At 64.4% G+C, this 24123-nt stretch carries 24 protein-coding genes; 4 read left to right on the forward strand and 20 right to left on the reverse strand.

All coding sequences use genetic code 11. The features are described from left to right. Window positions 1–119 precede the first annotated feature (119 nt). Window positions 120–887, reverse strand: a complete 768-nt coding sequence (locus tag JOF28_RS02965) for an SDR family oxidoreductase (RefSeq protein ID WP_209704395.1) — start codon at window positions 885–887, stop codon at window positions 120–122. A 159-nt stretch (window positions 888–1046) separates the two neighbouring features. On the opposite strand from JOF28_RS02965, the gene JOF28_RS02970 reads away from it, so the two are divergent. Then, window positions 1047–1406, forward strand: a complete 360-nt coding sequence (locus tag JOF28_RS02970; protein ID WP_209704396.1) for an RNA polymerase-binding protein RbpA — start codon at window positions 1047–1049, stop codon at window positions 1404–1406. Between the two features lie 72 nt (window positions 1407–1478). Here JOF28_RS02970 and lnt read toward each other — a convergent pair whose 3' ends face one another. From lnt to JOF28_RS03010, 8 genes are all read right to left on the reverse strand, one after another. After that, on the reverse strand, window positions 1479–3050 hold the full coding sequence (gene lnt / locus JOF28_RS02975; RefSeq protein ID WP_342452062.1) for an apolipoprotein N-acyltransferase: 1572 nt from the start codon (window positions 3048–3050) through the stop codon (window positions 1479–1481). Beyond that, entirely contained in the window at window positions 3047–5365 is a 2319-nt protein-coding gene (locus tag JOF28_RS02980; protein WP_209704397.1) for a DEAD/DEAH box helicase, read from the reverse strand. Before JOF28_RS02980 ends, lnt begins: the two co-directional genes overlap by 4 nt. Next, entirely contained in the window at window positions 5362–6180 is an 819-nt protein-coding gene (tatC, locus tag JOF28_RS02985) for a twin-arginine translocase subunit TatC (RefSeq protein WP_209704398.1), read from the reverse strand. Before tatC ends, JOF28_RS02980 begins: the two co-directional genes overlap by 4 nt. Window positions 6181–6225: 45 nt before the next feature. Then, window positions 6226–7209, reverse strand: coding sequence for a helix-turn-helix transcriptional regulator (locus JOF28_RS02990; RefSeq protein WP_209704399.1), 984 nt, complete (start codon window positions 7207–7209; stop codon window positions 6226–6228). Beyond that, the gene (locus JOF28_RS02995) at window positions 7206–8234 is read right to left on the reverse strand and encodes a helix-turn-helix transcriptional regulator (RefSeq protein ID WP_209704400.1); all 1029 of its coding nucleotides are present in this window, start codon (window positions 8232–8234) and stop codon (window positions 7206–7208) included. The genes JOF28_RS02990 and JOF28_RS02995 overlap by 4 nt, the downstream gene beginning before the upstream one ends. Before the next feature lie 9 nt (window positions 8235–8243). Next, window positions 8244–9164 carry a peptidylprolyl isomerase gene (locus JOF28_RS03000; RefSeq protein WP_209704401.1) on the reverse strand — a complete coding sequence of 307 codons (921 nt, stop codon included), beginning with the start codon at window positions 9162–9164 and terminating at the stop codon, window positions 8244–8246. 73 nt (window positions 9165–9237) lie between these two features. Next, the gene (locus JOF28_RS03005; RefSeq protein WP_209704402.1) at window positions 9238–10332 is read right to left on the reverse strand and encodes a tRNA (adenine-N1)-methyltransferase; all 1095 of its coding nucleotides are present in this window, start codon (window positions 10330–10332) and stop codon (window positions 9238–9240) included. Continuing rightward, on the reverse strand, window positions 10329–11057 hold the full coding sequence (locus JOF28_RS03010) for an HAD family hydrolase (RefSeq protein ID WP_209704403.1): 729 nt from the start codon (window positions 11055–11057) through the stop codon (window positions 10329–10331). Before JOF28_RS03010 ends, JOF28_RS03005 begins: the two co-directional genes overlap by 4 nt. Window positions 11058–11152: 95 nt before the next feature. Here JOF28_RS03010 and JOF28_RS03015 point away from each other — a divergent pair, with 95 nt between their 5' ends. Beyond that, complete coding sequence (locus JOF28_RS03015) at window positions 11153–12265, forward strand: PAC2 family protein (RefSeq protein WP_209704404.1); 1113 nt, start codon at window positions 11153–11155, stop codon at window positions 12263–12265. Window positions 12266–12352: 87 nt separating this feature from the next. Here the strand turns inward: JOF28_RS03015 and mshC are convergent, their stop codons facing one another. The 3 genes from mshC to JOF28_RS03030 form a co-directional block, all read right to left on the reverse strand. Beyond that, a complete protein-coding gene (gene mshC, locus JOF28_RS03020) occupies window positions 12353–13609 on the reverse strand; it encodes a cysteine--1-D-myo-inosityl 2-amino-2-deoxy-alpha-D-glucopyranoside ligase (RefSeq protein ID WP_209704405.1) in 1257 nt (418 codons plus the stop codon). Then, window positions 13606–14472: an undecaprenyl-diphosphate phosphatase gene (locus JOF28_RS03025; protein WP_209706732.1), complete on the reverse strand. Its 867-nt coding sequence runs from the start codon at window positions 14470–14472 to the stop codon at window positions 13606–13608. Before JOF28_RS03025 ends, mshC begins: the two co-directional genes overlap by 4 nt. 184 nt (window positions 14473–14656) lie before the next feature. After that, window positions 14657–15970 (reverse strand): M20/M25/M40 family metallo-hydrolase, encoded by a 1314-nt coding sequence (locus JOF28_RS03030; RefSeq protein WP_209704406.1) that lies wholly within the window; start codon window positions 15968–15970, stop codon window positions 14657–14659. Between the two features lie 125 nt (window positions 15971–16095). On the opposite strand from JOF28_RS03030, the gene JOF28_RS03035 reads away from it, so the two are divergent. Further along, entirely contained in the window at window positions 16096–17040 is a 945-nt protein-coding gene (locus tag JOF28_RS03035) for an EamA family transporter (protein ID WP_209704407.1), read from the forward strand. A gap of 52 nt (window positions 17041–17092) precedes the next feature. On the opposite strand, the gene JOF28_RS14880 is transcribed toward JOF28_RS03035, so the two are convergent. Continuing rightward, window positions 17093–17440, reverse strand: a complete 348-nt coding sequence (locus JOF28_RS14880; protein WP_425342470.1) for a helix-turn-helix transcriptional regulator — start codon at window positions 17438–17440, stop codon at window positions 17093–17095. A 96-nt stretch (window positions 17441–17536) separates the two neighbouring features. Further along, window positions 17537–17914 carry a hypothetical protein gene (locus JOF28_RS03045; protein WP_209704409.1) on the reverse strand — a complete coding sequence of 126 codons (378 nt, stop codon included), beginning with the start codon at window positions 17912–17914 and terminating at the stop codon, window positions 17537–17539. 168 nt (window positions 17915–18082) lie between these two features. Here JOF28_RS03045 and JOF28_RS03050 point away from each other — a divergent pair, with 168 nt between their 5' ends. Next, complete coding sequence (locus tag JOF28_RS03050) at window positions 18083–18973, forward strand: alpha/beta fold hydrolase (RefSeq protein ID WP_209704410.1); 891 nt, start codon at window positions 18083–18085, stop codon at window positions 18971–18973. 93 nt (window positions 18974–19066) lie between these two features. Here the strand turns inward: JOF28_RS03050 and JOF28_RS03055 are convergent, their stop codons facing one another. From JOF28_RS03055 to JOF28_RS03080, 6 genes are all read right to left on the reverse strand, one after another. Continuing rightward, window positions 19067–19693, reverse strand: coding sequence for a hypothetical protein (locus JOF28_RS03055; RefSeq protein ID WP_209704411.1), 627 nt, complete (start codon window positions 19691–19693; stop codon window positions 19067–19069). Window positions 19694–20016: 323 nt separating this feature from the next. Next, window positions 20017–20628, reverse strand: coding sequence for a hypothetical protein (locus JOF28_RS03060; RefSeq protein ID WP_209704412.1), 612 nt, complete (start codon window positions 20626–20628; stop codon window positions 20017–20019). Window positions 20629–20983: 355 nt separating this feature from the next. Then, on the reverse strand, window positions 20984–22189 hold the full coding sequence (locus tag JOF28_RS03065; protein ID WP_209704413.1) for a Fic family protein: 1206 nt from the start codon (window positions 22187–22189) through the stop codon (window positions 20984–20986). 257 nt (window positions 22190–22446) lie between these two features. After that, window positions 22447–22836, reverse strand: coding sequence for a Rid family detoxifying hydrolase (locus JOF28_RS03070; protein ID WP_209704414.1), 390 nt, complete (start codon window positions 22834–22836; stop codon window positions 22447–22449). A 206-nt stretch (window positions 22837–23042) separates the two neighbouring features. After that, window positions 23043–23348, reverse strand: coding sequence for a helix-turn-helix domain-containing protein (locus JOF28_RS03075; protein ID WP_342452063.1), 306 nt, complete (start codon window positions 23346–23348; stop codon window positions 23043–23045). A gap of 103 nt (window positions 23349–23451) precedes the next feature. Beyond that, a complete protein-coding gene (locus JOF28_RS03080; RefSeq protein WP_209704415.1) occupies window positions 23452–23997 on the reverse strand; it encodes an SMI1/KNR4 family protein in 546 nt (181 codons plus the stop codon). Window positions 23998–24123: the final 126 nt, after the last annotated feature.

A 24123-nucleotide genomic window follows, 5' to 3' on the forward strand; every position in this document is an offset into this window, starting at 1 on the left:
ATCGCCGCAGCCGCTCAAAAACTGTAACACTCGCGAAACATCAGGGGCGCAAAACGGAAACGGGCACGCACCCCGTGAAGAGTGCGTGCCCGCTGCGGTGTTGCGTGAAATCGGTGGCGTTATGCTTCCACGCCAAAGCTCGAAACGTCGCCCACGAGGCGCGTGTTATCGCTCGGTACGGGCTCGACCGCGGCGAGGGCAACCTCGGCCGCAAATTCGGCCACGTTGTACAGCTTGCCCGCCTGCGCGCGGCGGTCTTCGAGGGCGCCCGGATTCATGCGGTTGAGCAGGGTCGCGGTGACCGTGCCCTCGATCATGTCGCCCGACACCACGATGAGATCGATGCCGCGTGCTTTGAGGTCGGCAATGCGCTCGCGCAGTGCATCCTCACCGGCGCGCTTTGAGCGCGCCACGGGCTCGTACTCGGGCATCGTGGGGGTGGTGTGGATGAAGTGGGCCTGGTGGCTCGTCACGAATACCACGCGTGATCCCTCACCCATCAACGGCAGGGCGGCGTCAAGCACGGCCAGCTGCGCGTCGCGGTTGAGCTTCAGCGCGTAATCTTCGGCCATGCCGCTTTCCATGCCACCCGAGGCGTTCAGCACGAGGATGTCGAGGCCACCAAAGGCCTCCTTCACCGCGTCCATCATGCCAGCAAGCGATGCCGGATCGGTGAGATCTGCGCCCTGCACCAGGGCCTCCACACCGAGTTCACGCAGCTGCGCCGCGAGCTTCTCAGCACGGGGTGCCTTGTTGCGGAAGTTCACGACCACGTTTGCGCCAGCCTCAGCGAAATAGCGCACGGTGTCGGCACCCACGCCGCGGGATGATCCCGTCACGAGGGCACGCTGACCGGCAAGACTGCCGGCTTCAAGAATCTGCGTCACCAGAACTCCTCAATTCTTTCGGTTTACGTCAGGTTAACCCTACTGGACTGTGCATGCCATGGGCCGCGAGGGCGGGGGTCTACCGCTCGCCCCTCGTTACTAGTACGCTGCAACAAATGGCTAGGACGCACCGCGCGTCTGAGGCGAGGAGGTCTCGAAATGGCTGATCGTACGCTTCGCGGGTCACGTATTGGCGCGACAAGTTTGCAGGGAGAGACGGGCGTAGAGCTCTCCCCCAGACACGGCGTGGAATACCTGACCGAAAAGGGAGCTCGGTTCGCGGTCTTGTTTGACGCTGACGCTGAGCCCCCGGCCGAGTGGTTCGACCAGAAAACTGGCGAGCTGGGCTTTCTTGACGATGAGGCGGGCCGCACCGCGCGCACCGAACTCGAGGAGAAGGTCGCGTCGGCGCGCACCCCGTGGGACATGCTCGCCGAGCGGCGCAGCATTGAAGAGCTCGAGGAGTTGCTCGAGGAACGGCTGAAGCTGCTGCGCGCCCGCCGCGGCTCGAAGAAGTAATACCGGGCCGGCAGCGGGTCGGCAGCAAGGTGCCGCGGGTCGGCAGCAGGGTGTGACAGCGGGGTGCCGCGGTTACCGCGTGCCGCCCCGCTTCTGGCGCCCGTTCATAACTGCCGTGATCATGCCAGCTGCGGCGGCCGCGCACCACAGCCCGGCGATCCAGGCACCCAGTGTGGTTGCCGGGGTCTGGCCCTGCGTGAGCGGCACGGTCGCGACCATAGCGTCTGCCGTGAACGGGGTGAGGGCGTCAGCGTCGCTGCCATCTGGCAGCACAATGGCGCTCGTGCCCACCGTTGAGATGTTGACGAGCGCACGGCCCGTTTCGACCGCGCGCAGTCGCGCGATGGCGAGCTGCTGGGCGCTCTCATCGGTGCGCCCGAAGTCGGCGTTATTGGTCTGCGCAAAGATCACCTCGGCGTCGTCTGCCATCATGGCGACCGCCTGCTGGTCAAAGATGATGTCGAAGCAGATGGCGAGGCCCGCGCGCACCACACCTGCCGCGGTATCTACGTCGAATGCTGCGGGCGTCGTGCCGGCTGCGTAATCGAGCTGCACGAGGTCGACGAGGTCGGGTACGAGCGCGCGAAAGAATGCCCGGTTAGGCATGTACTCGGCAAACGGCACTGGGAATCGCTTGTCGTAGCGGGTCTCGCTTGGGCCGTCTGCCTGCCACACGAGTGAACTGTTGGTGTACGTCTCGTCGGGGTTGCGCAAAATGGAGCCCAGCACGATGGGGGCGTCGGCGCGCGCCGCGAGCTTGGCGACCCGCTGGCTGCCCAGTGGATTATCGGCGAGCGCGAACTCGGCGCTGTTTTCGGGCCACACGATGACATCGACCTGCTCACCGCTGGCTTCAAGTTCATCAAGCAGCGCTTCAGTGCCGAGCACGTGGTCGCGCAGCACTGATCCGGATTCGCGATCATCGAAAATTGCGGCCTGCGAGTTGCCCTGCACCGCGGCCACCCGCAGCGTGCCCTCGCGCGCCACGGGCGCGCTGGGGACGAGGCCAGCGAGGATCGTCAGGGCCACCGCTGCTGCGCACCAGCGCACCGCGCGGCGGCGGTCGGGCGCGGCTCCCCCGCGCGCACGCAGCGAGAACAGCGCCGCGACCACCACGGCGCTCACGAGCGCGACGAGGCCGGTCAGGCCAGCAAATCCCAGCCACGACACCGATTGCACAAGCGGCCCTTCGGCCTGCGTGTGTGCGAGGCGTCCCCAGGCAAATCCACCGTAGGGCACGCGGCCCTGCAGCTGTTCGCGCGCGACCCATAGGCCAGCGGCGGTGAAAGCCGGCAGTGCAATGCCGGTGAGCCTGCGGGTTGCGAACGCGACTGCGGCGCCGAAGAGGGCGTACCAGGCGATCATCAGGGCGCTCAGGGCGAGCCAGGGCACGGGGCCGAGGTAAAGCGTCAGCCACGAAATATGCACAAGCCAGAACGCTGCGCCGGCTGCGGCCCCGAGGCCGACGCCCGCCCACACCCGCTGGCCCCACAGCGCCGCAAGGATCAGTGCGGCGGCGGGAAACGCGGCCCACCACCAGGCCAGGCCCGGGGTGGCAACGTCAAGCAGCAGCCCGCCCGCGATGGCCGCGGGCGCCGCAAGCCACCAGGGCAGCGGGCTCACGGCGAAGAGCTTGCGGGTCACGCGCCGCTCGACGTTTCGACGATGCCGCGCCTGATCGACCGCTTCGCGGCCCGCGCGGTGGTACCGAGGGCCGTGAGGCGCGCGTAATCGGGGCCCGTGGCGTTCTCACACGCCTGCGCGACCTGGTCAAGCAGGTCGATCGTCTGCTTCGCCCAGCGCACAAAGTCGCCGGCGCCGATGCCTGCTGCCTCGAGCAGGTGTTCGATGGGCTGGCCGTTGGCCCAGCCGTGCATCGTGGCGGCGAGACCCGCGTGGGGCATATCGGCGCGGGGCAGCTTGTGCCGGTCGGCGAGATCGTCGAGTCGCTCCCAAATGTCGAGCACCTGGTCGAATGATTGCGCGAACTCGGTGCCGCCGGGCAGTCGCCCTTCGCCCTCGTCATCACGGCGGGGTTCGTAGCTGAGCACGCAGCACATTGCGGCGAGCCCCGGGGCGTCTAGTTCTTCAAATGCACCCTCGCGCAGTGATTCGGCGACGAGCAGATCGCGGTCGCCGTAGATGCGCCGCAGCAGCTGACCCCAGTCGGTGACGACCGGATCCTGCAGCGTGCCGCCCAGGTAGTCGAGCTCGGTGAGCAGCGCGACCACGCGATCAAACGTGCGCGAAATGGTGCCCGTGCGGGCCGCGATCTGGCGACGACCACGTTCAAGCTTGCGGCGCAGCTTGCGCGCCCGGTCTTCCCACCGCTTCTGGTCGACGCCGCGGGCTCGCTTCACGGCGTCGTCGTAGCCGCTCAGCGAATCTTGCATGGCGCGCAGCTCGCGGGCTTCGCCCACCACTGCGCGGTCGGTTTGGAACTGCGCGAATGACAGCTCGAGCGTTTCGCGCACGCGGTCGGCGCTCATGCGCTCGAGCAGGTTGACGGCCATGTTGGGGGTGGGGCGGAAGCTGGAGTTCACGGGGAACGAGCGCGCACCGGCGAGGTGGGCGAGCGCTTCAAGGTCAACGTTGTCATGCCACACGACCACGGCGTGGCCCTCAACGTCGATGCCACGGCGGCCGGCGCGACCCGTGAGCTGGGTGTACTCCCCCGAGCTCAGCGGCACGCGATCCACGCCGTTGAACTTATCGAGGCGCTCGATCACCACCGCGCGCGCCGGCATATTAATGCCGAGGGCGAGCGTCTCGGTCGCAAACACGATCTTCACGAGGCGGCGCTGAAACAGCTCTTCCACCACGCTCTTGAACACGGGCAGCAGCCCGGCATGGTGAGCCGCGACGCCGCGCTCGAGGCCAGCCAGCCACTCGCGCACGCCCAGCACCCGGCGCTCTTCGTCGCTCATGTCTTTGATGGCTTCTTGTGCGCGGGCGCGAATCTGCTCGCGCTCTTCACGGGTCGTCAGCGCGATGCCCTCAAAGAGGCACTGCCGCACGGCCTGGTCGCAGCCGTTGCGGCTGAACACAAACACGATGGCGGGCAGCAGCCGCGTCTCATCGAGCGCCCGGGCGATGTCGGAGCGCGAGATGCGACGCGACCTGCGCTCGGGGGCCCGGCCGCGTGACCGCGCCCCGCGCCCGCCGCGATTACCGCGGCTGCCACCTGCTTCGAGCATGCGCAGCTCGGGGTTGATGCGCCCCTTGGCCGCCATCTCACCGTCGCGTCCCACAAACAGGGGCGCCAGGTCTTTGCTCGTGAGCACGTGCTGGTAGAGCGGCACCGGCCGGTGCTCTGACAAAATCACATCGGTGCCGCCGCGCACGGCGTGCATCCAATCGCCAAATTCTTCGGCGTTTGACACCGTCGCCGACAGCGCCACGATACGCACGTGACGCGGCAGGTGCAGAATGATCTCTTCCCACACGGCACCGCGAAACTTGTCACCGAGAAAGTGCACTTCGTCGAGCACCACAAAGTCGAGGTCAGACAGGCGGCCCTGTCGCCCACCGGCGGCGGACTCCCCCGCTGGCGGCGTATCGACGCCCTCGGCGTAGATCATGTTGCGCAGCACCTCGGTGGTCATCACCACAATGGGGGCATCACCGCGCAGGTTCACGTCACCCGTGAGCAGCCCCACCTCGTCTTCGCCGTACTGTTCGCACAGTTCGTGAAACTTCTGGTTCGAGAGGGCCTTGATGGGCGCCGTGTAAATGATGCGGGCGTCGCGCTCGCGGCGGGCCAAAAAGACGGCGAACTCGGCGATCGTCGTTTTGCCTGAGCCGGTGGGAGCGGCCACGAGCACGCTGCGCCCCTCTTCGAGTCGCGCGCAGGCCTCACGCTGAAACGCGTCGAGGCCGTAGGGCAGGCGCCGGGAGAACTGTTCGAGCGCAGATTGCGCGGGTGGGCGTTCTTCGGTTACTGCCGCGGTTTCGGTCACGCCTCATCCTTCGCTGGTACATCGTCGATGCCGTATTCGGCGAGTTCTTTCGCCCGGCGTTTATCAGCCCTGCGGTCGTGCAAAATGGCCACCCCGGCTGCCGCGAAGTAGAGCACCACAATGGGTGCGGCGAGCAAGAACATGCTCATCAGGTCGGCAGCAGGCGTGGCAATACCGGCAAACAAAATAATCGCGAGGATCGCGATGCGCCAGCTCTTCAGAATTGATGTACCGCGCAGCACGCCGATGAAGTTCAGCATCACGAGCAGCACGGGCATCACAAAGCCGATACCCACGGCAAGCAGCAGCTTGATCGCGAAATCAAGGTAGCTGCGTGCATCGAGGAAGAACGCGTCTTTCTCGGGCTGGAAGCTCGCCATCAGCCGCACGATGTTTGGCATCACCGTCCAGCCAGCGTAGGCACCGCCCAAGAAAAGCGGCACGGCCGCGGCCAGAAAGCCGACGCCGTAGAGCTTCTCGCGGCGCGTCAGGCCGGGCGCGAGAAACGCCCAGATCTGGTAGAGCCACACCGGCGAGGCAATCAGCACCGCGATAAACAGTGAGATCTGAATCTTGGTGTCGAAGCCACTTGTGATGTCACCGTAGGTGATCGTGGCGTCGCGCCCGGCCACCACGAGGTCTTCGACCGGCTTGCGCAGCATGTTCCACACCCAGGTCGACAGCAGCCAACCAGCCACGAGCGCCACAACGATCGCGATCGCCGAAATCATCAGGCGTTTGCGAAATTCTACGAGGTGTTGACCGAGACTCATGCGACCCTCTGAGGTGCGCTCGGCGCTCGCCTGTTTTGCCATTGTTTCAGTCTATCCCAGCGGGCCGAACGCTGATCTCAGGCGCGCTTAGGCGTCGTAGGCGGCGAGGGCGCGGCTGGCCCACTCGTGCACCGCAGTGCGGGCGGCCTCGGGTGACTCGATGACGACGCGGCCCGGGGCAATGCGCATCAACTGCAGTGCGAGCGAGCGATGCCAGGCGTGAATGGCAACGCGCAGCACGCCCGGGGCACTCTCCTCGATCACCCGCGGGGCAAACCCCGCGAGGGCGCCCAGGCTCTCGGCCGGCACCCGCGCGATCAGCTCGTAGCTGGCGTAGCTTTCGCCGCCCTCGGCTTCGGCCAATGGCGCGGCTGACTCCCCTGACTCAACGATTCCCGCGTCAACCGGGTCGCCGAGCCGCAGCTCAGACATTTGCGCGACCCTGAAGCTGCGCTCGGCCTGCCGCGTGAGGCAGAAGGATCGCAGATACCAGGCGTCGCCGTCTTGGTTCAGCGCAAGCGGCTCTACGGTGCGCTCGGTGGCGGTGCCGTGGGCGTCACGGTACCCAAAGGTCACCACGCGCCCATCGTGCAGCGCTTCGATCAGCAGCGGCACCCGCGCATCGGCGTCGTCTTGCTGCAGCGACAGCGCGTGTGCTGAAGCGCCGAGCGCGCGGGCGAGCTTCGCCGAGAGCGCCTGGGCGCGTGCGGCGCCCGGCTCGGGCAGCATCGGGGTGAGCGCGTGCAGCCCAGCCACCAACGCCGCCGTTTCTGCTGGCGAAAATCTGGGGGCGGCGTCAACCGCGATGACCTGGGTGAGCCACACCTCGTCAAGCGTTTCGAGGGCATCCCAGTCGATGTCGAAGAGATCCTCGTGCTGGTAGCTGAGGGTGTCACCGGGCACGCCCGCGGTGCCCAAGAACGAGATCAGCGAACGCACCTCGGCCGCGGTCACCTCGAAGCGTTTGGCGATCTCCCCCACAGTGGCGCCGTTGCGCTCACGCAGAAAGCCGATCATTGACAGCAGCATGACCACGCGCTCGGCCGACTTTTTGTGCACGGGTTTCGTCATCGCACATCCTCCGCATCATCTGGGTGCTGCGGGGCGTGCAGCGCGTGGATGTCTCGCAGCGCAGCGACCACGAGGTCGCTCAATGCAGCAGGCGAGACCACGGCAACATCGGGGCCGTATTCCACGAGCTGGGCCGCCAACACGTGCGCGTCGAGATACGGCACCTCGACATCGCGGTCAACCCCCGCGGCTGCGGCTGCGCGGTGGGCGTACGGGGTGAAGCGGGCTTCGGCCACTGATCCGGATCGCACCCGCAGCACCGCACGCTGATGATCAGCAAGCTTCGTGAGCTCAGCAATCACCGCGGGCGCGCGATTGCGCAGCGTCTCATCGAACGGGGTGCGTTCGATGCGCACCGCGCTCGTGATGCGCGCGAGCAGAAAGACTCGGCCGGCATCGCGCTCGAGATCCCAGCCGATGAGGTGCCAGCGGCCCTGCGCACGGTGCAGCGCGAGCGGCGCAATGCGGCGCGGCAGGGGGGCGTCGCGATCGGGGTTCGTATATTCGAAGCCCACGATGCGGCCAGCATCGATGGCGCGCTGCAGCTGAGTGGCGCCCGCCTCGACCGGCCCCAGTTTGGGGGCCACACCAAGATGGCGCACATCGAGGCCTGAGCCGAGAGCCTCAAGTTTGAGCACCGCGTGCCGAGAATCCTCACTCATGCTGCCGTCGCTCCACGCGATTGCGGCGAGCCGCAGCAGCGTGAGCTCTTGCTCATCAAAACGCAGATCTGCCGGGAACTGCAGCAGATCCTTTGAAATGCGGTAGCGGGTGAGCTGGTTATTGCCCGGTTCGAGCGGTGAATCTCGCGTCTCGACCTGAATGCCCAGCGCCCGCAGCTGCTCTTTATCGCGTTCAAACTGACGATCGAGGGCAGCGTTCTCACCGCCGACCTCGTAGCGGTCGGCGTAACCAAACACCGACCGCAACAGGTCACGCTTCGTTGCCCCCTTTGAGCTCACCACGAGTGCGAGCACCAGGCTGAATAGCCGCTGCTCGCTGGGCACCCGCGAACGTGCCTCCACTGATGAAACTTAGTTCACGCCGAGAATGTCGATGACGAGCACGCGGGGCGTACCGCCTTCTTCGTTCTCAACGACCACGACCTGCGATCCCACCTGCTGGCCAGTGAGGGCTGCACGGTAGGTGTAGCCCGACTGGGCGATCGCTTCTTCGTTGCCGAGGCCCATCAGCCCGGTGTCCCAGGTGTTGGTGCGCTGCGTGCCGTCCCAGCTCACTTCGAGCAGCTGCACGATGACGTTGTTCGTAGAGCTCACTTCAGCGCCGTCGCCTGCGATGCGCACCGCAGTCGTGGTGCCTGCCGGAGCGCTGCGCGGGGGCAGCACGACGCCCGGGCGGCCGTCATCGTTGGTGACGACGGCTGGGAACCCGTTCGGCAGGCCCTTCACGGCACCGTGTGAAGAAAGTTCGCTCACGCTGGTGACGTCAAGCACGCCCACGACACCGCCGGTGCCCGCGCCGCCCAGCTGCGAAGCCAGCTGCACACTCTCGTTGGGACCCAAGGCCAGCACCGCACGGTCGCCCGCGGCGAGGCAGCGCACGGCCTCGCTCAACGGGTTGGCCTGCGCCTCGTCGACCATCAAGAACTCAGGTGACTGGGTGCTGCCAAACGCGGGGCTCTGGTACAGCTGCTGGCCGGTGGCCACGTCAAAGAACGCCATGTTGACGCCCACGAGGGTCTTCTCGCCCGCAACGGCCGTGCGGTCGCTCGCCTCGTCGACGACGGTGCGCTGTGAGGTCTTGATCGTGATGTCTTCGGGGACGGTCACGGCGGGCGCCGCACCAAATCCACCGGCGACCTCGATGCTGTTACTCAGCGCGCCCGGCTGCATAATCGGCGCGCAGTCGGCCGCAGCCTGCTGTGCGCTGCAACCGGTGATCCCGGCAATGAGCAGTGCTGAAACTGCTGTGGCGGGAATGACTCGACGAAGCATGGGTACCTCTCGCAGAAACCTGGTTGGGAACTCGGCCATCATATCGAACCGAGCCTGGGGAAAATGACGCAAACTAGCGCTGTGCGTCGTCAGTGTTTTCGGGCAGTGCGCCGCGCTCGGTCGCAATCTTGACGGCCTCGCGGGCCTTCTTGCGCAGAATCTTGTCGCTCTTCGACCACTGGCCAATAGCCTCGGGAGTCCACGTCGGCTCACCCTCGGCGTTGGTGGGGCCCTCAACCATGTCGGGCAGCCAGTTAGCCATGTCCTCGTTCGAGAACTCGGTCTTCGACGCGCGGCGCTTCAGCGCGGGCATCTGCGTGTTGGGAGCCAGGCGACGGGCCGTAATCAAGAAGCCCGTGTGACCGACCATGCGGTGGTCGGGGCGCACGGCCAGTCCCTCAACGTGCCAGCCACGCACCATGGTCTCTGAAGACTGCGGGTGCGTGTACTGCCCGCTGCGGCGAATCTCTTCTGCCGTGCGTGAGAGCTGGGTCACGGTGGCGACGTAGCAAATCAGTACGCCACCGGGGGCGAGTACGTCAGCTGCTACGTCAACGCACTCCCACGGGGCCAGCATGTCGAGCACGACGCGGTCAATGCTGCCCTCGTCAACCGTGTTCGGCAGCGCCTCCTGCAGGTCACCCACGGTGACCGTCCAGTTCTCGGGTGCGTGACCGATGTAGGCGGCGGCGTTTGCGCGCGCCACCTCGGCGAACTCTTCGCGACGCTCGAAGGAGAACAGCTCACCTGATTCGCCGATACCGCGCAGCAGGTGCAGCGACAGCGCACCCGAGCCCACGCCAGCTTCAACAACGCGTGCGCCGGGGAAAATGTCGGCGAGCGACAAGATCTGCGCCGCATCCTTCGGGTAGACGATGGCCGCACCGCGCGGCATCGACATCACGAAGTCAGACAGCAGCGGGCGCATCGCCAGGTACTCTTCGTCCGAGCTGTTCGTGACCACCGAGGCATCGGGCAGGCCCACGATTTCTTCGTGCTTGATCATGCCCTTGTGGCTGTGGAACTCGCCACCTGGCACCAGGGTAATCGTGTTGAGGCGGCCTTTGGGGCCCGTCAGCTGTACGCGATCGCCAAATCCGAGCGGCCCGCGCAGCGCTGGCGTGTTCTCGGTCGTCGTGTCTGCAGCGTGGGGGGTCGAGTCGCTCACGCGGTTTCTCCAGTCCCGGCGGTGTCACCGGCGTTGTAGGGGTGGATGGTACGCAGTGCGGTGAAACGCGCTGCAAGAGTGTGGGCGGAGTGATCCGCAAGTGAGGCCCACACCTCGTGGGCCGGCGAGGTGTCAAGCGGCAACAGGTTGGGAATACCGATGGCTATGGCGCCCGAGGCGTGCCCCGCGGTGACGCCGGGCATCGAGTCTTCGAGGGCCAGGCAGTCGGCGATCGAAACGCCCACGGCCGCCGCGCCACGCAGATACGCCTCGGGGTGCGGCTTTTCGTGGGTAACCTCGTCGCCTGCGACCACGGTCACGAAGCTGCCGGCCGGCAGCAGGGCGATGACCGCGTCTGCGATTTTGCGCACCGACATCGTGACGAGCGCGCTGGGGATGCCCTGCGCGCGCAGATCAGCGAGCAATTCGAGTGCGCCGGGGCGCCAATCGGGCGTGGTGGTGTTGAGCCCCGCGATCACGCCGTCGGTCCACTCAGCAATAATGGCGTCGATTTCAAGCGGCACACCGAGGTCTTTGAAGACCTGGGCTGAGCTGCGCAGCCCAGCGCCGATGAGGTTGTCGCGCACTTCGTCGGTGAGTTCGATCCCGTAGCGGCCCAGCATGGTGACCTCAACATCAAGCCACAGTGGTTCTGAATCAATCAGCGTGCCATCCATGTCCCACAGCACCGCCGCGGGTGCATTGTCCATACGTGTCTCAGTCATCCGCAACAGTCTACCGATGACGAGCCGGTATCCTGGGTGTGGCGGCATCGGCGGTTTCAAGATGCGGCCGTCCTAACTGCTATGAGGAGTCCCTGGTGTCAGAATCCCCCCGCCCCACCCCGCGCGTGCTGTTGGCCGCTTTTCAGGGCTGGGGTGACGCGGGCGAGGCCGCCACTGACACACTGCAGCACCTGTCGTTGCGGCTCGAGGCCGAGCCGCTGCACAGCATCGGCGCCTCTGGCTACATCGACTTCCAGGCGCATCGCCCCAAGCTCACGCGCGATGCGCTGGGCAAGCGCTCGCTCGAGTGGCCAGAGACTCGGCTCTACGGCCCCGTGGTGCGCCCGGGGCTCATCGCGATGCCGGCTGCGGCTCCCGCTGCACCGCACACGCCCGGCCCCGTACCCGGGCCCGGGCCGGTATCGGTGCCCGCGGCTGAGCCGGCTCAGGCCGCAGACGCCGCTGCCCTAGCTGACACCGCAGATACTGACGAGAAGGACGCCCCCGAGCTGCCCGAGCGGGTCACCCGCATCGACGGCTCCCTCGTCACCGAGCTGTACCTGTTGGCCGGGTACGAACCCGCCTACAACTGGCAAGATTTCGCCGACGAGATCGTCGACCTCGCCGAGACGTGGGCGTTTGACACGGTGATTCTCATCGGTTCGATGTACGCCGAGGCCCCGCACTCGCGCCAGATCGCGACCACCATTTCGTCTGAAAACGAAACGCTGCGGGCCACCGCCGGCGCGGTGATCAGCACGTATGAGGGCCCGGTCGGCATTGCCTCGATCATTGAGCTCGCCCTCTGCGACGCCGATATTCCCACGCTGTCGCTGTGGGCTCAGGTGCCCCACTACGTACACTCGGCGCCGTCGCCCAAGGCCACGCTCGCGCTGCTGGACAAGCTCGAAGAGCTGCTCGATGTCGTGATTCCCCGCGGCGAGCTGCTCGATCAGTCCAACGAGTGGGAGCGCCACATTAACCGCATCGCTGAGGGCGATGAGGAGATGTCGCAGTACATTCGCACGCTCGAACGCGCACGCGACGAGGCACTCGCGGCGGGCACGACGGGCGATGCGATCGCACTGGAGTTCGAGAAACTGTTGGGTGGGGCCATCGAGGACCCGGATCAGTCATCGGCTCCCCGGTTCCCCCGCGGGCCCGAAGCTCAAGATCCTGAGCTGCCCCGGGATCCGGATCAGATGTAGCCCACCGCCCCCAATGCCAGCGAGCCCGGCACCCCACTGGGGTACCGGGCTCGCTGGGTTTGGGGCGCGATCGGCCCCGGGCCGTCGCTAGGCCTTGGGGTTCAGCTCGACGCCCAGCAGTGCCTGCACCGCGGCATCGATCAGCGCGGGGTCATCGACGCCGCGATCGAGCGCAGCGTCGAGGGTCGCGAGCATCACCGGCGTGTCAAGATCGTTCGCGAGCGCGGCCCGCAGCTGCTGCACGACCGTGGCCGACGACACCGCATCATCGCTGTGACGCGCGAGGCCCGCCTTCCACGCGTCGAGGCGGCGGGTGGCGGTGTCGAGATCGGCGTCGTTCCACTCCCACTCAGAGCGGTAGTGGTGCGCGAGCAGCCCGAGCCTGATCGCCGAGGGGCAGGCCCCGCCGTCGAGCAGCTTCGAGACAAACACGAGGTTGCCGCGCGACTTTGACATCTTGTGGCCCTGGTAACCCACCAGGCCGGCGTGGCAGTAGGCATGCGCGAGCGGGGTGCCCGACAGCGCGGTCGCGTGCGCGGCCGTGTACTCGTGGTGCGGGAAGATCAGGTCGCTGCCGCCGCCCTGCACCGTGAAGGCACCGCCGAGGGCACCCGTCGCGATGACTGAGCACTCGATGTGCCAGCCGGGGCGCCCCTGGCCCACCGGGCTCTCCCAGCTCGGTTCGCCGTCGCGGGCCGCGCGCCACAGCAGCGGATCGAGCGCGCCGCGCTTACCTGGCCGCTCGGGGTCGCCGCCGCGCTCAGCGCTCAGCTGCAGCATGGTGGCCTGGTCATAGGGGGCGACGTCGCCCAGCCGCCACTGCGAGTCGCGCTCTGCCGCGGCCGAGTCGAAGTAGATGTCTTCGCCCTCAGCGTCGGCCGTGGGCACGGCGTATGCGAAGCCGCGCTCACGCAGCTCAAGCACCGCCTGCGCGATCTCGTCGATGTGCTCGGTGACCGCGATGTAGTGCTCGGGCGGAATCATGCCCATGCGGTACATGTCGGAGCGAAAGAGCCCGATCTGGTCTTCGGCGAGGCTGCGCCAGTCCACGCCCGTGGCCTCGGCGCGCTCGAGCAGCGGGTCATCGATGTCGGTGATGTTTTGGGCATACACCGTCTCGATGCCGGCGTCGCGCCAGGCACGCTGCATGATGTCGAACGCGAGGTAGGTGAACGCGTGCCCGAGGTGGGTCGCGTCATACGGGGTGATGCCGCAGACGTACAGCAGCGCCTTGCCATCGGCGATGGCCGGGTGCTCGAGGCGACCCGTGGCCGTGTTGAACAGCTTGGGCACGATGCCCTCGCCGGGCACCGCGGGGATCTCGGGTGGGGTCCAGGTTCTCACTGTGCGCCTCCAGCGGTTTGAGCGATAGCGGTACCACCGTCGGCGGTGAGCACACCGGTCGACAGCAGCACAATAATGACGATGCCGAGCAGCACTCGGTAGACCACGAAGGGCATGAAGCTGCGCTTCGAGATGTACTTCATGAACAGCCCGATGACCACGAGGGCGATCACGAAGGCGACAACGGTCGCGAGCATCGTGAGCCCCATGGGGGTGGTATCAGTGGGTGACTTAATGGCTTTGAAGAGCTGATAGAAACCCGAGCCAAAGACGGCGGGAATAGCCAGCAAGAATGAGTAACGTGCGGCCGCTTCGCGGGTGTACCCCATCATCAAACCGGCGGTGATCGTTCCGCCAGAACGAGATACCCCGGGGATCAGGGCGAGGGCCTGGGCGCCGCCGTAGATCAGGCCACGCTTCCAGGTGAGGTCTTTAATGTCGCGCTGCTTGCGGCCAAACTTATCGGCGATGCCGAGCAGAATACCGAAGCCGATGAGCGTGAATGCCACGATCCACAGCGAGCGCAGCGTCGTCTCGATCTGGTCTTGGAACACGAGGCCCAGCACCACAATGGGAATGGTGCCCAGAATGATCCACCAGCCCATCATCGCGTCTGGATCCTTGCGCGGCACCGATCCGGTGAGCGACCTGAACCAGCGGCCAATGATGCGCGTGATGTCGCGCCAGAAGAACACAATCACCGCGGCTTCAGTGCCCAGTTGCGTGATCGCGGTAAACGCGGCCCCTGCGTCGCCAATTCCCATCAGCTCACTCGCGATGCGCAGGTGCGCGCTCGACGAGATCGGCAAGAACTCGGTGAGCCCCTGAATAATGCCCAGGAGGATCGCCTCGAAGATTCCCATCATTTCCTTTCAGGGCGCACCTCAATTGCCTACTCCGGCGCACCGCGCTCAAGAATAGCCCACGCCCCGGCCACACAGGCTGAGGGTGTGCGAGCGCAGGCGCGCCCCGGCCCCTGCGCTGGCACGCGCCTTGGCTTGCGCCTTGGCCTGTGCCCCGGATCATGTCCCGTGGGGATCTCGGTGTCTAGTAGGTGCGCAGCAGATCGACGAGCACACGGTGACCGAAGTCGAGCGCGTCAAGCGGCACCCGCTCATCGACGCCGTGGAACATGCCGGGGAAGTCGAGATCTGCCGGCAGCCTGAGCGGGGCGAAGCCATAGCCGGTGATGCCCAGGCGCGCGAGCGACTTATTGTCGGTGCCGCCAGACAGCAGGTAGGGCAGCACGCGTGCCTCGGGGTCGTGACGCTTCAGGCTAGCGGTCATCGCGTCAACGAGCTCGCCCTCGAAAGGAACCTCGAGCCCAATGTCTGAGTGCACCTTTTCGATCTCAATGTCGTCGCCCACGATGCGCTGCACCCGGTCGAGAATGTCGGCCTGTTCGCTGGGCAGGGCGCGCACGTCAACGAGCGCCTCGGCCGTGTCGGGAATGACGTTGTGCTTGTAGCCAGCGTTGAGCACGGTCGGGTTGCTCGTGTTGCGCAGGCTGGCCTGAATGAAACCGCCGGTTTTGCCCAGGCGCAGCACCAGCGTTTCGGGGTCGACCGTCTGCGGGTCCTCCCCCAAAATCTCAGAGAGCGCGTCGATCAGCTCGCTGGTGGTGTCGCACAGGGCGAGCGGCCACTCGTGACGGCCGAGCGCCGCAATCGCCTCGGCGAGGCGCGTCACCGCGTTGTCTTTCCACACGCGCGAGCCGTGTGCGGCGGTGCCGCGGGCACGCAGCCTGATCCAATCGAGCGACTTCTCACCCGTCTGAATCAGGTAGGCGCGCTGACCTTCAACGTCGATCGAGTAGCCGCCGACCTCACTGATGGCAGTGCCGGCGCCGGCGAAGAGTTCAGGGTGCTCGTTGACGAGGAAGCTGGCGCCGTACTCGCCGCCGTTCTCCTCATCAGCAAAGAACGCGAGGATCACCGTGCGGCGGGGCTTGCCGCCCGCGCGCAAAATCTCGGCGATCGCGGTAAGGATCATGGCGTCCATGTCCTTCATGTCTACGGCGCCACGGCCCCACAGCATGCCGTCCTTAATGACGCCGGCGAACGGATCAACGCTCCAGCCCGCGGGGTCTGCGGGCACCACGTCGAGATGGCCGTGCAGCACGAGGGCGGGAAGCGTTAGGTCTTCGCCCTCCACGCGCGCTACGACGCTCGCTCGGCCCGGCGCCGACTCGAAGATCTCGGGGGCCAGCCCGAGCTCGGTGAGATAGGCCGCAACGTAGTCGGCGGCCGGGCGCTCGGGGTTGGCATCTCCCCCGCCGCGGTTCGACGTGTCGATCCGGATCAAATCGCGCGCAATGCGTGCGGTCTCTGAAAGCTCCTGGGCGGTGGTGTTTTCGCTCATACCCCCAGCGTATCGGGCTCGGTGGGGTTGGGGGCTGCGGGTTGAGCATTGCTACGCGAGATTGCACGATACGCTCGCTTCGGTGGCGGGCATCGGGGCTCGCGCGCGAAAGGCGAACGATAACGATGACAAGTGCGGCGAAACGTACCGCGGTAACCGGGTTCTTGCTTGCCGTGGGATCGGCGGCAAGCTTTGCGCTGTCGGGAATCTTCGCGAGCTCGCTGATGACGGCGGGGTGGTCTGCGGGAGCGGCGGCTACCGCCCGCATCTCGGTCGCCGCCGCGGTGCTGCTGGTGCCCACCCTGCTCGCGCTGCGTGGCCAGTGGCATCAGGTGCTGCGCGCGTGGAAACCTATTTTGTTGTTCGGTTTGCTCGCGATTGTTGCCTGCCAGCTCGCCTACTTTCTGGCGGTCGAGTTCATTGCCCCGAGCCTCGCGCTGCTCATTGAGTTCATGGGCCCGGTACTGCTGATGCTGTGGATCTGGGCGCGCAGCCGTGTCTCGCCCCCGCCGCTCACCCTCGTGGGGGCCGCGATCGCAGTGGTGGGGCTCGTCACGCTCTCGGGCTTGGCCTCGGGCGGTGCGCTGCACCCGCTCGGCATCATCTTTGCGCTCGTCGCCGCGGTCGGTAACGCCGCTTATTATGCGGCCGGCGCGTCTTCCAACCACGGTATTGCGCCGCTCCCCTTCGTGGGGCTCGGGCTGTTGGTTGCCGCCATTGGCCTTGGCATCGTGTGCGCGGTGGGCATTCTTCCCTTTACCATCACGAACGTTGCCCCGGTGGTGGCGGGCGTCGAGCTGTCGCCCGCGCTGGTGGTTGCGGCGATGGCGCTGATCTCAACGGTGATCGCCTACGTGCTGGGTGTCTCAGCGTCACGCCGGCTGGGCGCGACGGTCGCAAGCTTCACCGGCTACTCAGAGCCCATGTTTGGCATTGTGTGGACCATCGTGCTGCTCGCCATCGTGCCCACCGGCACCCAGTGGTTGGGGGCCGCGCTGATTCTCGCCGGCGTGGTCACCGTCAAACTCGGTGAAATGCGTGCGGTGCAGCGCCGGGTCACTGTGCCGTGATTCACCTAGGCGCGAGGTAAGCCTCTAGTCACGGTGTCATCGAACCAAAGGGTCAGAAGTCGCGGAGCTCAAGCGGCACCTCCTGCTGTGCTGCAACACGCTTCGGAATCAAGGCGATTCGTTCCTCGCCACGATGACGAATACGGGCAAGTTCTTCTGGATCATCCAGCTGAAATAAGGGCACCCCGACTGACACCGCAGCGTTTAGAACGTTGCCTATAGCTACGGAAGGGTGTCCCCTCTCGATCATGGAGATAGTGCGCTCTGATGCACCACACACACTGCCAAGGTGCTTTTGCGTCCAGCCTCGCTCAATCCGAGCAATCCTGATCTGCCCACCCAGCACTTCAAGAGCATCCCGGGCCACCCCGAGTACTCCAACTTTCTCTCGCCCCATCATCAATACCTTTCAGTTAAACCCTATTAAGGCTTAAAGTATTGATGTTTTAACCAGTGAAATCAATCTATGAGCAAAACGGCTCAAAGGAAGCTGCCGCTACTCAAAGCGCGGCCGCACCCGCTCTCGAACCTCCTCATGGTTCTCGGGCGTCACTGCCCACCGTTTGGAATCGGTGTCTTCGAATGTGACCTGAAACTTTCCCGTTGCGCGCTCGGGCTGCACCAGCATGTACACCGGGTACACGGCGGGCTCCTCGTATTTAGTCGCGAGATACGCAAGCGTCGCCTCGGCGATCACAAACGGGCTCACCGTGGTGAGGGCCAACGGGCTGTCCCCTGTGTAGAGGTAGCCGTAGGTTCTCCCCAGAAAGTCGCCGTTGATGCCAACCACCATGCTCATTGACTGCCAGTCAAGCTTGGCTCTATCCATGTTCTCGGTGATGACCTGCAGCATGTTCTCGAGAGCTTCAGTCACGGGATCTCCTTTGACGTGGGGCCGGTGCTCCCCCGCCCGTTGCAGGTAAATATACTCCCAACTCTCGCGGTTGCCAGCTGACATGAAAGCCCTTGACCGCGCAGCTGCGTGCCGTCACGATGGAACACAGTACGCCCGCCGTTTCATCAGCACTCATCGGAGCACCCCATGGACGACCGATCAACGCAGCTGCCAAAGTTGCCAACCGCCGTTTCCACGCGTGACGTCAACGGGGTGCGGCTCGGTATCGAGTCGTTCGGCAATGCCACCGCACCGCTGATTCTGTGCGTGGGCGGCACCACGATGTTCTCGTGGCCCGATGCCCTCTGCGAGAAGCTCGCCCGGGGCGGCCGGTACGTGGTGCGGTATGACCTGCGAGACGCCGGCGCCTCAACGACCGGGGATGCAGAGTCGCCCCAGTACACCCTGCGCGATCTCGCCGCCGATGCGGTTGCTCTCGCGGGCAACCTGAGCGACCGTCCAGCTCATCTCGCGGGGATTGGGGTGGGCGGGTTCGTGGCACAGGTTGCCGCGCTCGACCACCCGGCGTCGTTTTCAGCCCTCACGCTCATCGGCACCCGGCCGGTCGCTCCGGGCCCGACTGATCCAGACCTCCCCGATCACGACCAGGCCACGATGAGCCAGTTATTTTCGCGGCCCGGGCCTGATTGGGAGGATCGGGCCTCGGTTGTCGAGTACGCGGCGCAGGGTGCCACGATTCTGGGGAATGATCCGGATCCCGCCCGTGAGATTGCCGGGCGTATTTGGGACCGCACGCCAGCGGGAATAGCCGGTGCGCACCCGGCCAATCAGCTCGGCACGGTCTTCGCGCGCCTCGATTGCAAGCCCCGGTGGCGCGAGCGGCTGGGTGAGATTGCCCTGCCGACGCTGGTGGCACACGGCCGCCGCGACCCGTTCTTTCCCGTGGGTAACGGTGAAGCTCTTGCGCGCGAGATCCCCGACGCGCGACTTTTAGTGCTTGAAGGTTCGTCGACGGTGATTTCTGAAACCGATGTGGCCCGGGTCGCAGCGGCGATGCTGGGGCTGCAAGAACACTGATCAGGGTGCGGTCAAGTTGCGCGGGCCTCCAAGGTGTAATCGCTGGCGTGCGCTGGTGGTCGGCTCACCGCTATGAGTACCTGAGCGAACCAATTAGTCGCGATGCGGAGACGAACCCAACGCAGACCCATCGGCCTCTGTTCGGAGATGCGGCGCGAAGGACCCTTTGTTCCCGCCGCCTGCGGTATTACCGAGCCCCCGATCGCCGCGGCGGGACTGGCCTGAGACAGGGAGCTTCGGTGACCGTAGCGATAAATCCTGCTGTGCAGCTTGGGTCCAAGAGTTGTCAGTACCGGTGACGTCGAAGGCGCGGCTCATGTCCCCCAACACTTCACGAGCACGCAGTTGAACGTCACTCGGCAAGGTACGCCAGACACGGCGGTTCTCCGAGGTTTCCTTGAGTAAACTGCGGATGCGCTTGCGACTTCTTTTCGCAAGCCCCTCCCGAATCTCACTCACTTCCTGAATGCAGGAAAGCAGAACAATTCCGTCCTCTACATGGCGCATATGGTCCCGCTGGTCCACTAGAAACGCGGCACCTTTAAGCGCGAGAGCACCCTGCAAAGAGGGTAACGAGAAAGACGCAATTTCCACGCCTTCTCGCTGCATGATGACGTTCGAAGTTTGAGAAAGAGCGCGGGTCCCGGCCGGGACAGGAAATAACGGCGACCTGCGGAATGTGGGAGCATGCCGCGCAGCGTGACGATCTGCAACCATCACATCAACTTTGTCATCCCCTCGCATAAAACGGTACGCAAACCTTCCACTGTCAGCGAGCTCAAACCCGCTGGCGTACAGTGCGGCACTTGCCTCAGGGAACGTAATGGCGCGTGTCTCGAGGTGAAGTAATGCGTCCACGTCTGAGGTCGCTCGAATGACCCCCACCCCGGCGAGGTGAGCGTGCGCGCGGAACATAAGCCCAACTACCAGAGACCAGGAATGCCGTGGCAGAATGCTGGATACCTCGGTGGCCAGCGGCCAAGGCGGCTCCTCCCAGGCACCATCGAATGGTTCATCCAGGATGAGCTCAGGTCGATGGCCCTTTAACGCCCCACTGTTTTTGAGAGGTGCTTCTCTAGCCATTCACGGCCGGCGCTCTCCTCGCGAGTTGACCCATAAGCGATGTAGGCGAGGGCCTCAACTACTCCGTGGTGCGCGCGCGACGCGTTCACCGCCACAACGTTGCCTTCAGGGTCGTTCACCAACCCAAGAGACCTGGCCTGCGAAGCAGGGCTGGGGTCCGCAATCACAGCAGTGCCGTACCCGACCAGGTCTGTCTCGTGATTGATGACCGAGCCGAGCGAGTGTAACTGCTCATTAGTCGCACGGTACAGGGTCACTCGACCTGCAAGCACACGGCCGATAAGCTCAGCTTCACCCATCTCCCGGAGCCGCTTTTTTAGACGACTCCGCTGGCTTCCCCCCAGGTCTTTAGTCTTGCCAGTAGATAGCAAGTCGAGAGCAGCAGTCCACGTGCTGTCGTCCCACCGACGCCCGGAGACGTCCATGCGTTCAAGAGCGAACACCTGGTGCTCATACACGCCAAGTGTGCGCCCGAGCCGGACGGCAGTAAGCAAACCATTTTGGACAGCGAGCTGCACTTGCCGTTGAGTGACCCCCAGAATCTGGGAGGCATCTAGCGTGGTAGTGAGCATGTACATATCTTCTCTTGAGCGAATAGATATGTCAAACTTTAGATCATGGAGGCCCAGAAGCACTCCCTCGTCCCCGCTACCATTGATGTCGCGTTCACCGCCATCTTGTTGACCTTGATCCGCGCCGCGTACTTGAATTCGGCAGTCTCCTTTGCCGCTTCAAGTAGTGCTTTCTACTCATCATGTTTCTGCTCGCGTGCTGACTGGAATGCACCTTTTGTGACATCCTTCGCCACACCCATTGCCGCGGCACCGGCTGCCACCTCAATACCTGTCATATCTCGACAGCGGTGGCTTTGTAGTAAATCTCGAATGAGGTCCTGGCGGATCCGCGGCAATGGGGGCGAGAGCGATCTCAGGGTCGCTGTCGACGTGCGCGCGCACCGAACCTATCGAGTGCTGCCAGCACTTCAGGTGTGTGCCAAATGCGGTTGCGCTTGTAGTCGTTCGTCTGGACGAGGGCGCCAGCCGCCACCAGTCGCTCGATCGTGGCCGTTGCAGAGACGAACGAGACACCAAGTTCGTCAGCCACAATCTGGGCCGTGATGACCGGCTGACGTAGGAGCAGCTCGCGAATGGCGACACCTGCGGAACCACGTCGAGCGGGAGCCGTGTTAGCCCAACCAGCGGCGATCGCCTGGAGCTCCTCGACAAGGGTGCGACCGTTGTTGATGCCCGCAAACACGGCATCTGCGAAAGCTAAGATGATCGGGCTCGGGTCGCCATTTCGGTAGCTCGTGAGCGCACGGAAGTAACCGTCGGTATCGCTGAGGAGTCCTGCCGATACAGGTACGGTGACGTTCCTGGTCAGGCGGCCGTGACGGAGCATACTGTGCAACAGCGCACGACCTGTGCGACCATTGCCGTCAGAGAACGGGTGGATCGTCTCAAACTGGGCATGCGCCAGAGCCGCGTGAGCGAGCACGGGCAGATCAGTGCGGGCGCAGAACTGCACGAGGTCGGCCATCAGGCTAGGAACGCGATCGTTATGGGGCGGTACAAACGAAGCCGCGTGAGGTGAGATGCTTCCGCCACCGATCCATACTGGTTCCTCTCGGAACTTGCCCGTGTACTCCGGCGCGCTTTCATACAGCAGCGCGCGCTGCATCGCGATGATCGCATCTTCGTTGATGCTCTCGCTCAGTTCCAGCGCGGCTTGCATCGCACGCACGTTCCCAACAACCAGACGAGCGTTGCCAGACTTGGCAGCGTCCAGTTCAGCCAGGGCGACCTGCTTGGCGCTCGAGGTCAGTTTCTCCACCTCGGAGCTGGAGGCTGACTCGGTACGAAGTAACACCGAAGCGAACGGTGCCGTGATGGAACCCACCTCGGAATCGAAACGCGCCAGTTCCGCGCTGGCATCGTCAGCAGCCGCCAGTGTTTCAGCGTCCAGGTGCACGTCTAGGTCTGCGATCAGCGGCAGGACGGCCGCCTGGTAGTCCCCGCGCGCACGCAGTGACTGACGCCGCGAGGTGACTACCGTGGGGTCTCGCGCCCATGGATGCGGCTCGGTGGTGATCGCCGGCCAGGCTGGGGGCTGAGCGGAGTTAACCTGTGACATGAAACAATCATACCCAAGCTTAGGCGCGTAACCTTTAATAAGATGAGACTGCATTCAAGGAAAAACAAAAACCGCCGTGTCAGAAACCACTCTGAGTAACAGTGGGTCGAAACGAAATCTCCTGCACCTCATCTGAACTACTCCCCGGAAGTTGGACTGAGAAATGGCGATGCTGGGGCTGCGGGAGCACTGATCAGAGTTCGGTCATACTGATCATGCCTCCAGTATGTGATCACTAGCGTGCGCTGCAGAGCGACCTAGCGCCCGCTTGATGCGACGAGCTCGATCTCCACGCGTGCACCGAGCGGCAGACCCACCACTGCGACTGTCGTTCGGGCCGGATAGGGGGTGTTGAAGATCGTCCCGTAGACACTGTTCATCGCCGCGAAGTCATCCATATCAACCAGATAAACATTCACCTTGATCACATCATCGAGTGTTCGGCCAGCGGCGGTGAGAACGGATTCAAGATTTGCGAACACTTGGTGAGTTTGAGCCGCTACATCACCGTCAATCAGCTTCCCGGTTGCCGGGTCGATCGGTGTCTGCCCTGAGAGGAACAGCATTCCGCCACCACCGAGTGCCGCATGCGAGTACGGCCCAACAGGCTCAGGGGCACGCGGGTCGGAGACAGTCGTTCGAGTCATGCCAGCAGCCTAGCGCCGGAGGCCGTCATCAAGTCTGCTGGCGAAAAGATCACCTATAAATCTAGTTAAGGGAGTACTAGCAGCTTGTCATGCGGCAGTACCCGATCACTTCCAGCCTTGCGATCACACGAGCCTGTGTGGGGAAGTGTGTCTGACCGACTAGACGAGCAGAGGTCACTTCATCGGCGAAGCGACCTCGAAGGTAGTCATCGCGCGCGCTTCTTCGTGAGGCTTCCGGCACACAACCTGACGATGTCGCTGCCGAGCAGGTCGATTGCTTCGACGGTTTGGTCGAGCACGCCGAGCGCCCGAAGCACCTGAGTGACGTTGCGGAAGCTTACGCCCGGATCCCCGGTCTCGATTTTGCGCAGAGTGTCGCGCGTGATGCCGGCGCGCTCGGCTACCTGCTGCGCTGTCAAGCCGAGTATCATGTACCACCCCCGCATCCCCACCTCGACGAACCCCCGCTTCAGGCGCGAATCGATCGGCGCGAGGTTTCTGGCGTTGATCACGCTGAAGATCGATTCGTCGGGCGCCCTCCTCGAAGCGCCTCAGAACACCTGACTCAGCAACGAAATCGCTCACACGAACAGCTTCGGCGCGATCACCGCAACCTCATTCAGCAGCTCTCACTTCCACCTGCATTTTGGCAATCCGGCGCTTCGTGTATTCGATCATACTGACGAAGTATTGGCCGAAGCTATCGAAAGTATCGATGAGCTCACCCTCAGCAATCCAGAACACCTTGGGTGCGACGACGCCGTCCTCGATCAACATCACGAACACGTCACCCTGCTCGTTACTGGCAGCGATCGGCAGAAGTTCCTCGGTTGATCTCCCGAGTTCTTCCAAGAATTCTGGCGCGTATTCGAATGCCTCGAATGCTGTGTCGCGGAGGTCTCCTGCGACTAATCCGGTGGTACCGAGCAAAGTCACTTCCTGATGGAAACAATTCCAGCCGTCAGCGAAACCAAGAAAGCCGCGATGCTCTTTATCAAGGCGCACCGTCAGCGCTTGTTCCACCTGGTGGATCAGCTCCTCGGTCGCCGCCACCTCGGGCAGGTGGTTGGGGAATAATTCGTTCGGATCCCACGCGGCCAGGTTCTGTTTCGTCATCACCATCTCGACAATCGGCGGACGCCAGTCTTCGATCAGGATCATGTTAGATACAACCCTCCGGTAAGCATGCGCGGATCGCTCGATAAAATTACTATCTTCCTAAACGATACCGGCCTGATCCAACGGCTACGCTACCTACACTATGGAGCATCAGTCTCCGTAGGGCTG

Source organism: Leucobacter exalbidus, from assembly GCF_017834145.1.
Lineage (GTDB): Bacteria > Actinomycetota > Actinomycetes > Actinomycetales > Microbacteriaceae > Leucobacter > Leucobacter exalbidus.

Bases quoted from the DNA above. Each gene is read 5' to 3' on its own strand.
- JOF28_RS02970 (WP_209704396.1), top strand. From the start codon at position 1,047: ATGGCTGATCGTACGCTTCGCGGGTCACGTATTGGCGCGACAAGTTTG.
- tatC (WP_209704398.1), bottom strand. From the start codon at position 6,180: ATGGCAAAACAGGCGAGCGCCGAGCGCACCTCAGAGGGTCGCATGAGT.
- JOF28_RS02990 (WP_209704399.1), bottom strand. From the start codon at position 7,209: ATGACGAAACCCGTGCACAAAAAGTCGGCCGAGCGCGTGGTCATGCTG.
- JOF28_RS03000 (WP_209704401.1), bottom strand. From the start codon at position 9,164: ATGCTTCGTCGAGTCATTCCCGCCACAGCAGTTTCAGCACTGCTCATT.
- JOF28_RS03010 (WP_209704403.1), bottom strand. From the start codon at position 11,057: ATGACTGAGACACGTATGGACAATGCACCCGCGGCGGTGCTGTGGGAC.
- JOF28_RS03025 (WP_209706732.1), bottom strand. From the start codon at position 14,472: ATGGGAATCTTCGAGGCGATCCTCCTGGGCATTATTCAGGGGCTCACC.
- JOF28_RS03030 (WP_209704406.1), bottom strand. From the start codon at position 15,970: ATGAGCGAAAACACCACCGCCCAGGAGCTTTCAGAGACCGCACGCATT.
- JOF28_RS03035 (WP_209704407.1), top strand. From the start codon at position 16,096: ATGACAAGTGCGGCGAAACGTACCGCGGTAACCGGGTTCTTGCTTGCC.
- JOF28_RS14880 (WP_425342470.1), bottom strand. From the start codon at position 17,440: ATGATGGGGCGAGAGAAAGTTGGAGTACTCGGGGTGGCCCGGGATGCT.
- JOF28_RS03050 (WP_209704410.1), top strand. From the start codon at position 18,083: ATGGACGACCGATCAACGCAGCTGCCAAAGTTGCCAACCGCCGTTTCC.
- JOF28_RS03060 (WP_209704412.1), bottom strand. From the start codon at position 20,628: ATGCTCACTACCACGCTAGATGCCTCCCAGATTCTGGGGGTCACTCAA.
- JOF28_RS03065 (WP_209704413.1), bottom strand. From the start codon at position 22,189: ATGTCACAGGTTAACTCCGCTCAGCCCCCAGCCTGGCCGGCGATCACC.
- JOF28_RS03070 (WP_209704414.1), bottom strand. From the start codon at position 22,836: ATGACTCGAACGACTGTCTCCGACCCGCGTGCCCCTGAGCCTGTTGGG.
- JOF28_RS03080 (WP_209704415.1), bottom strand. From the start codon at position 23,997: ATGATCCTGATCGAAGACTGGCGTCCGCCGATTGTCGAGATGGTGATG.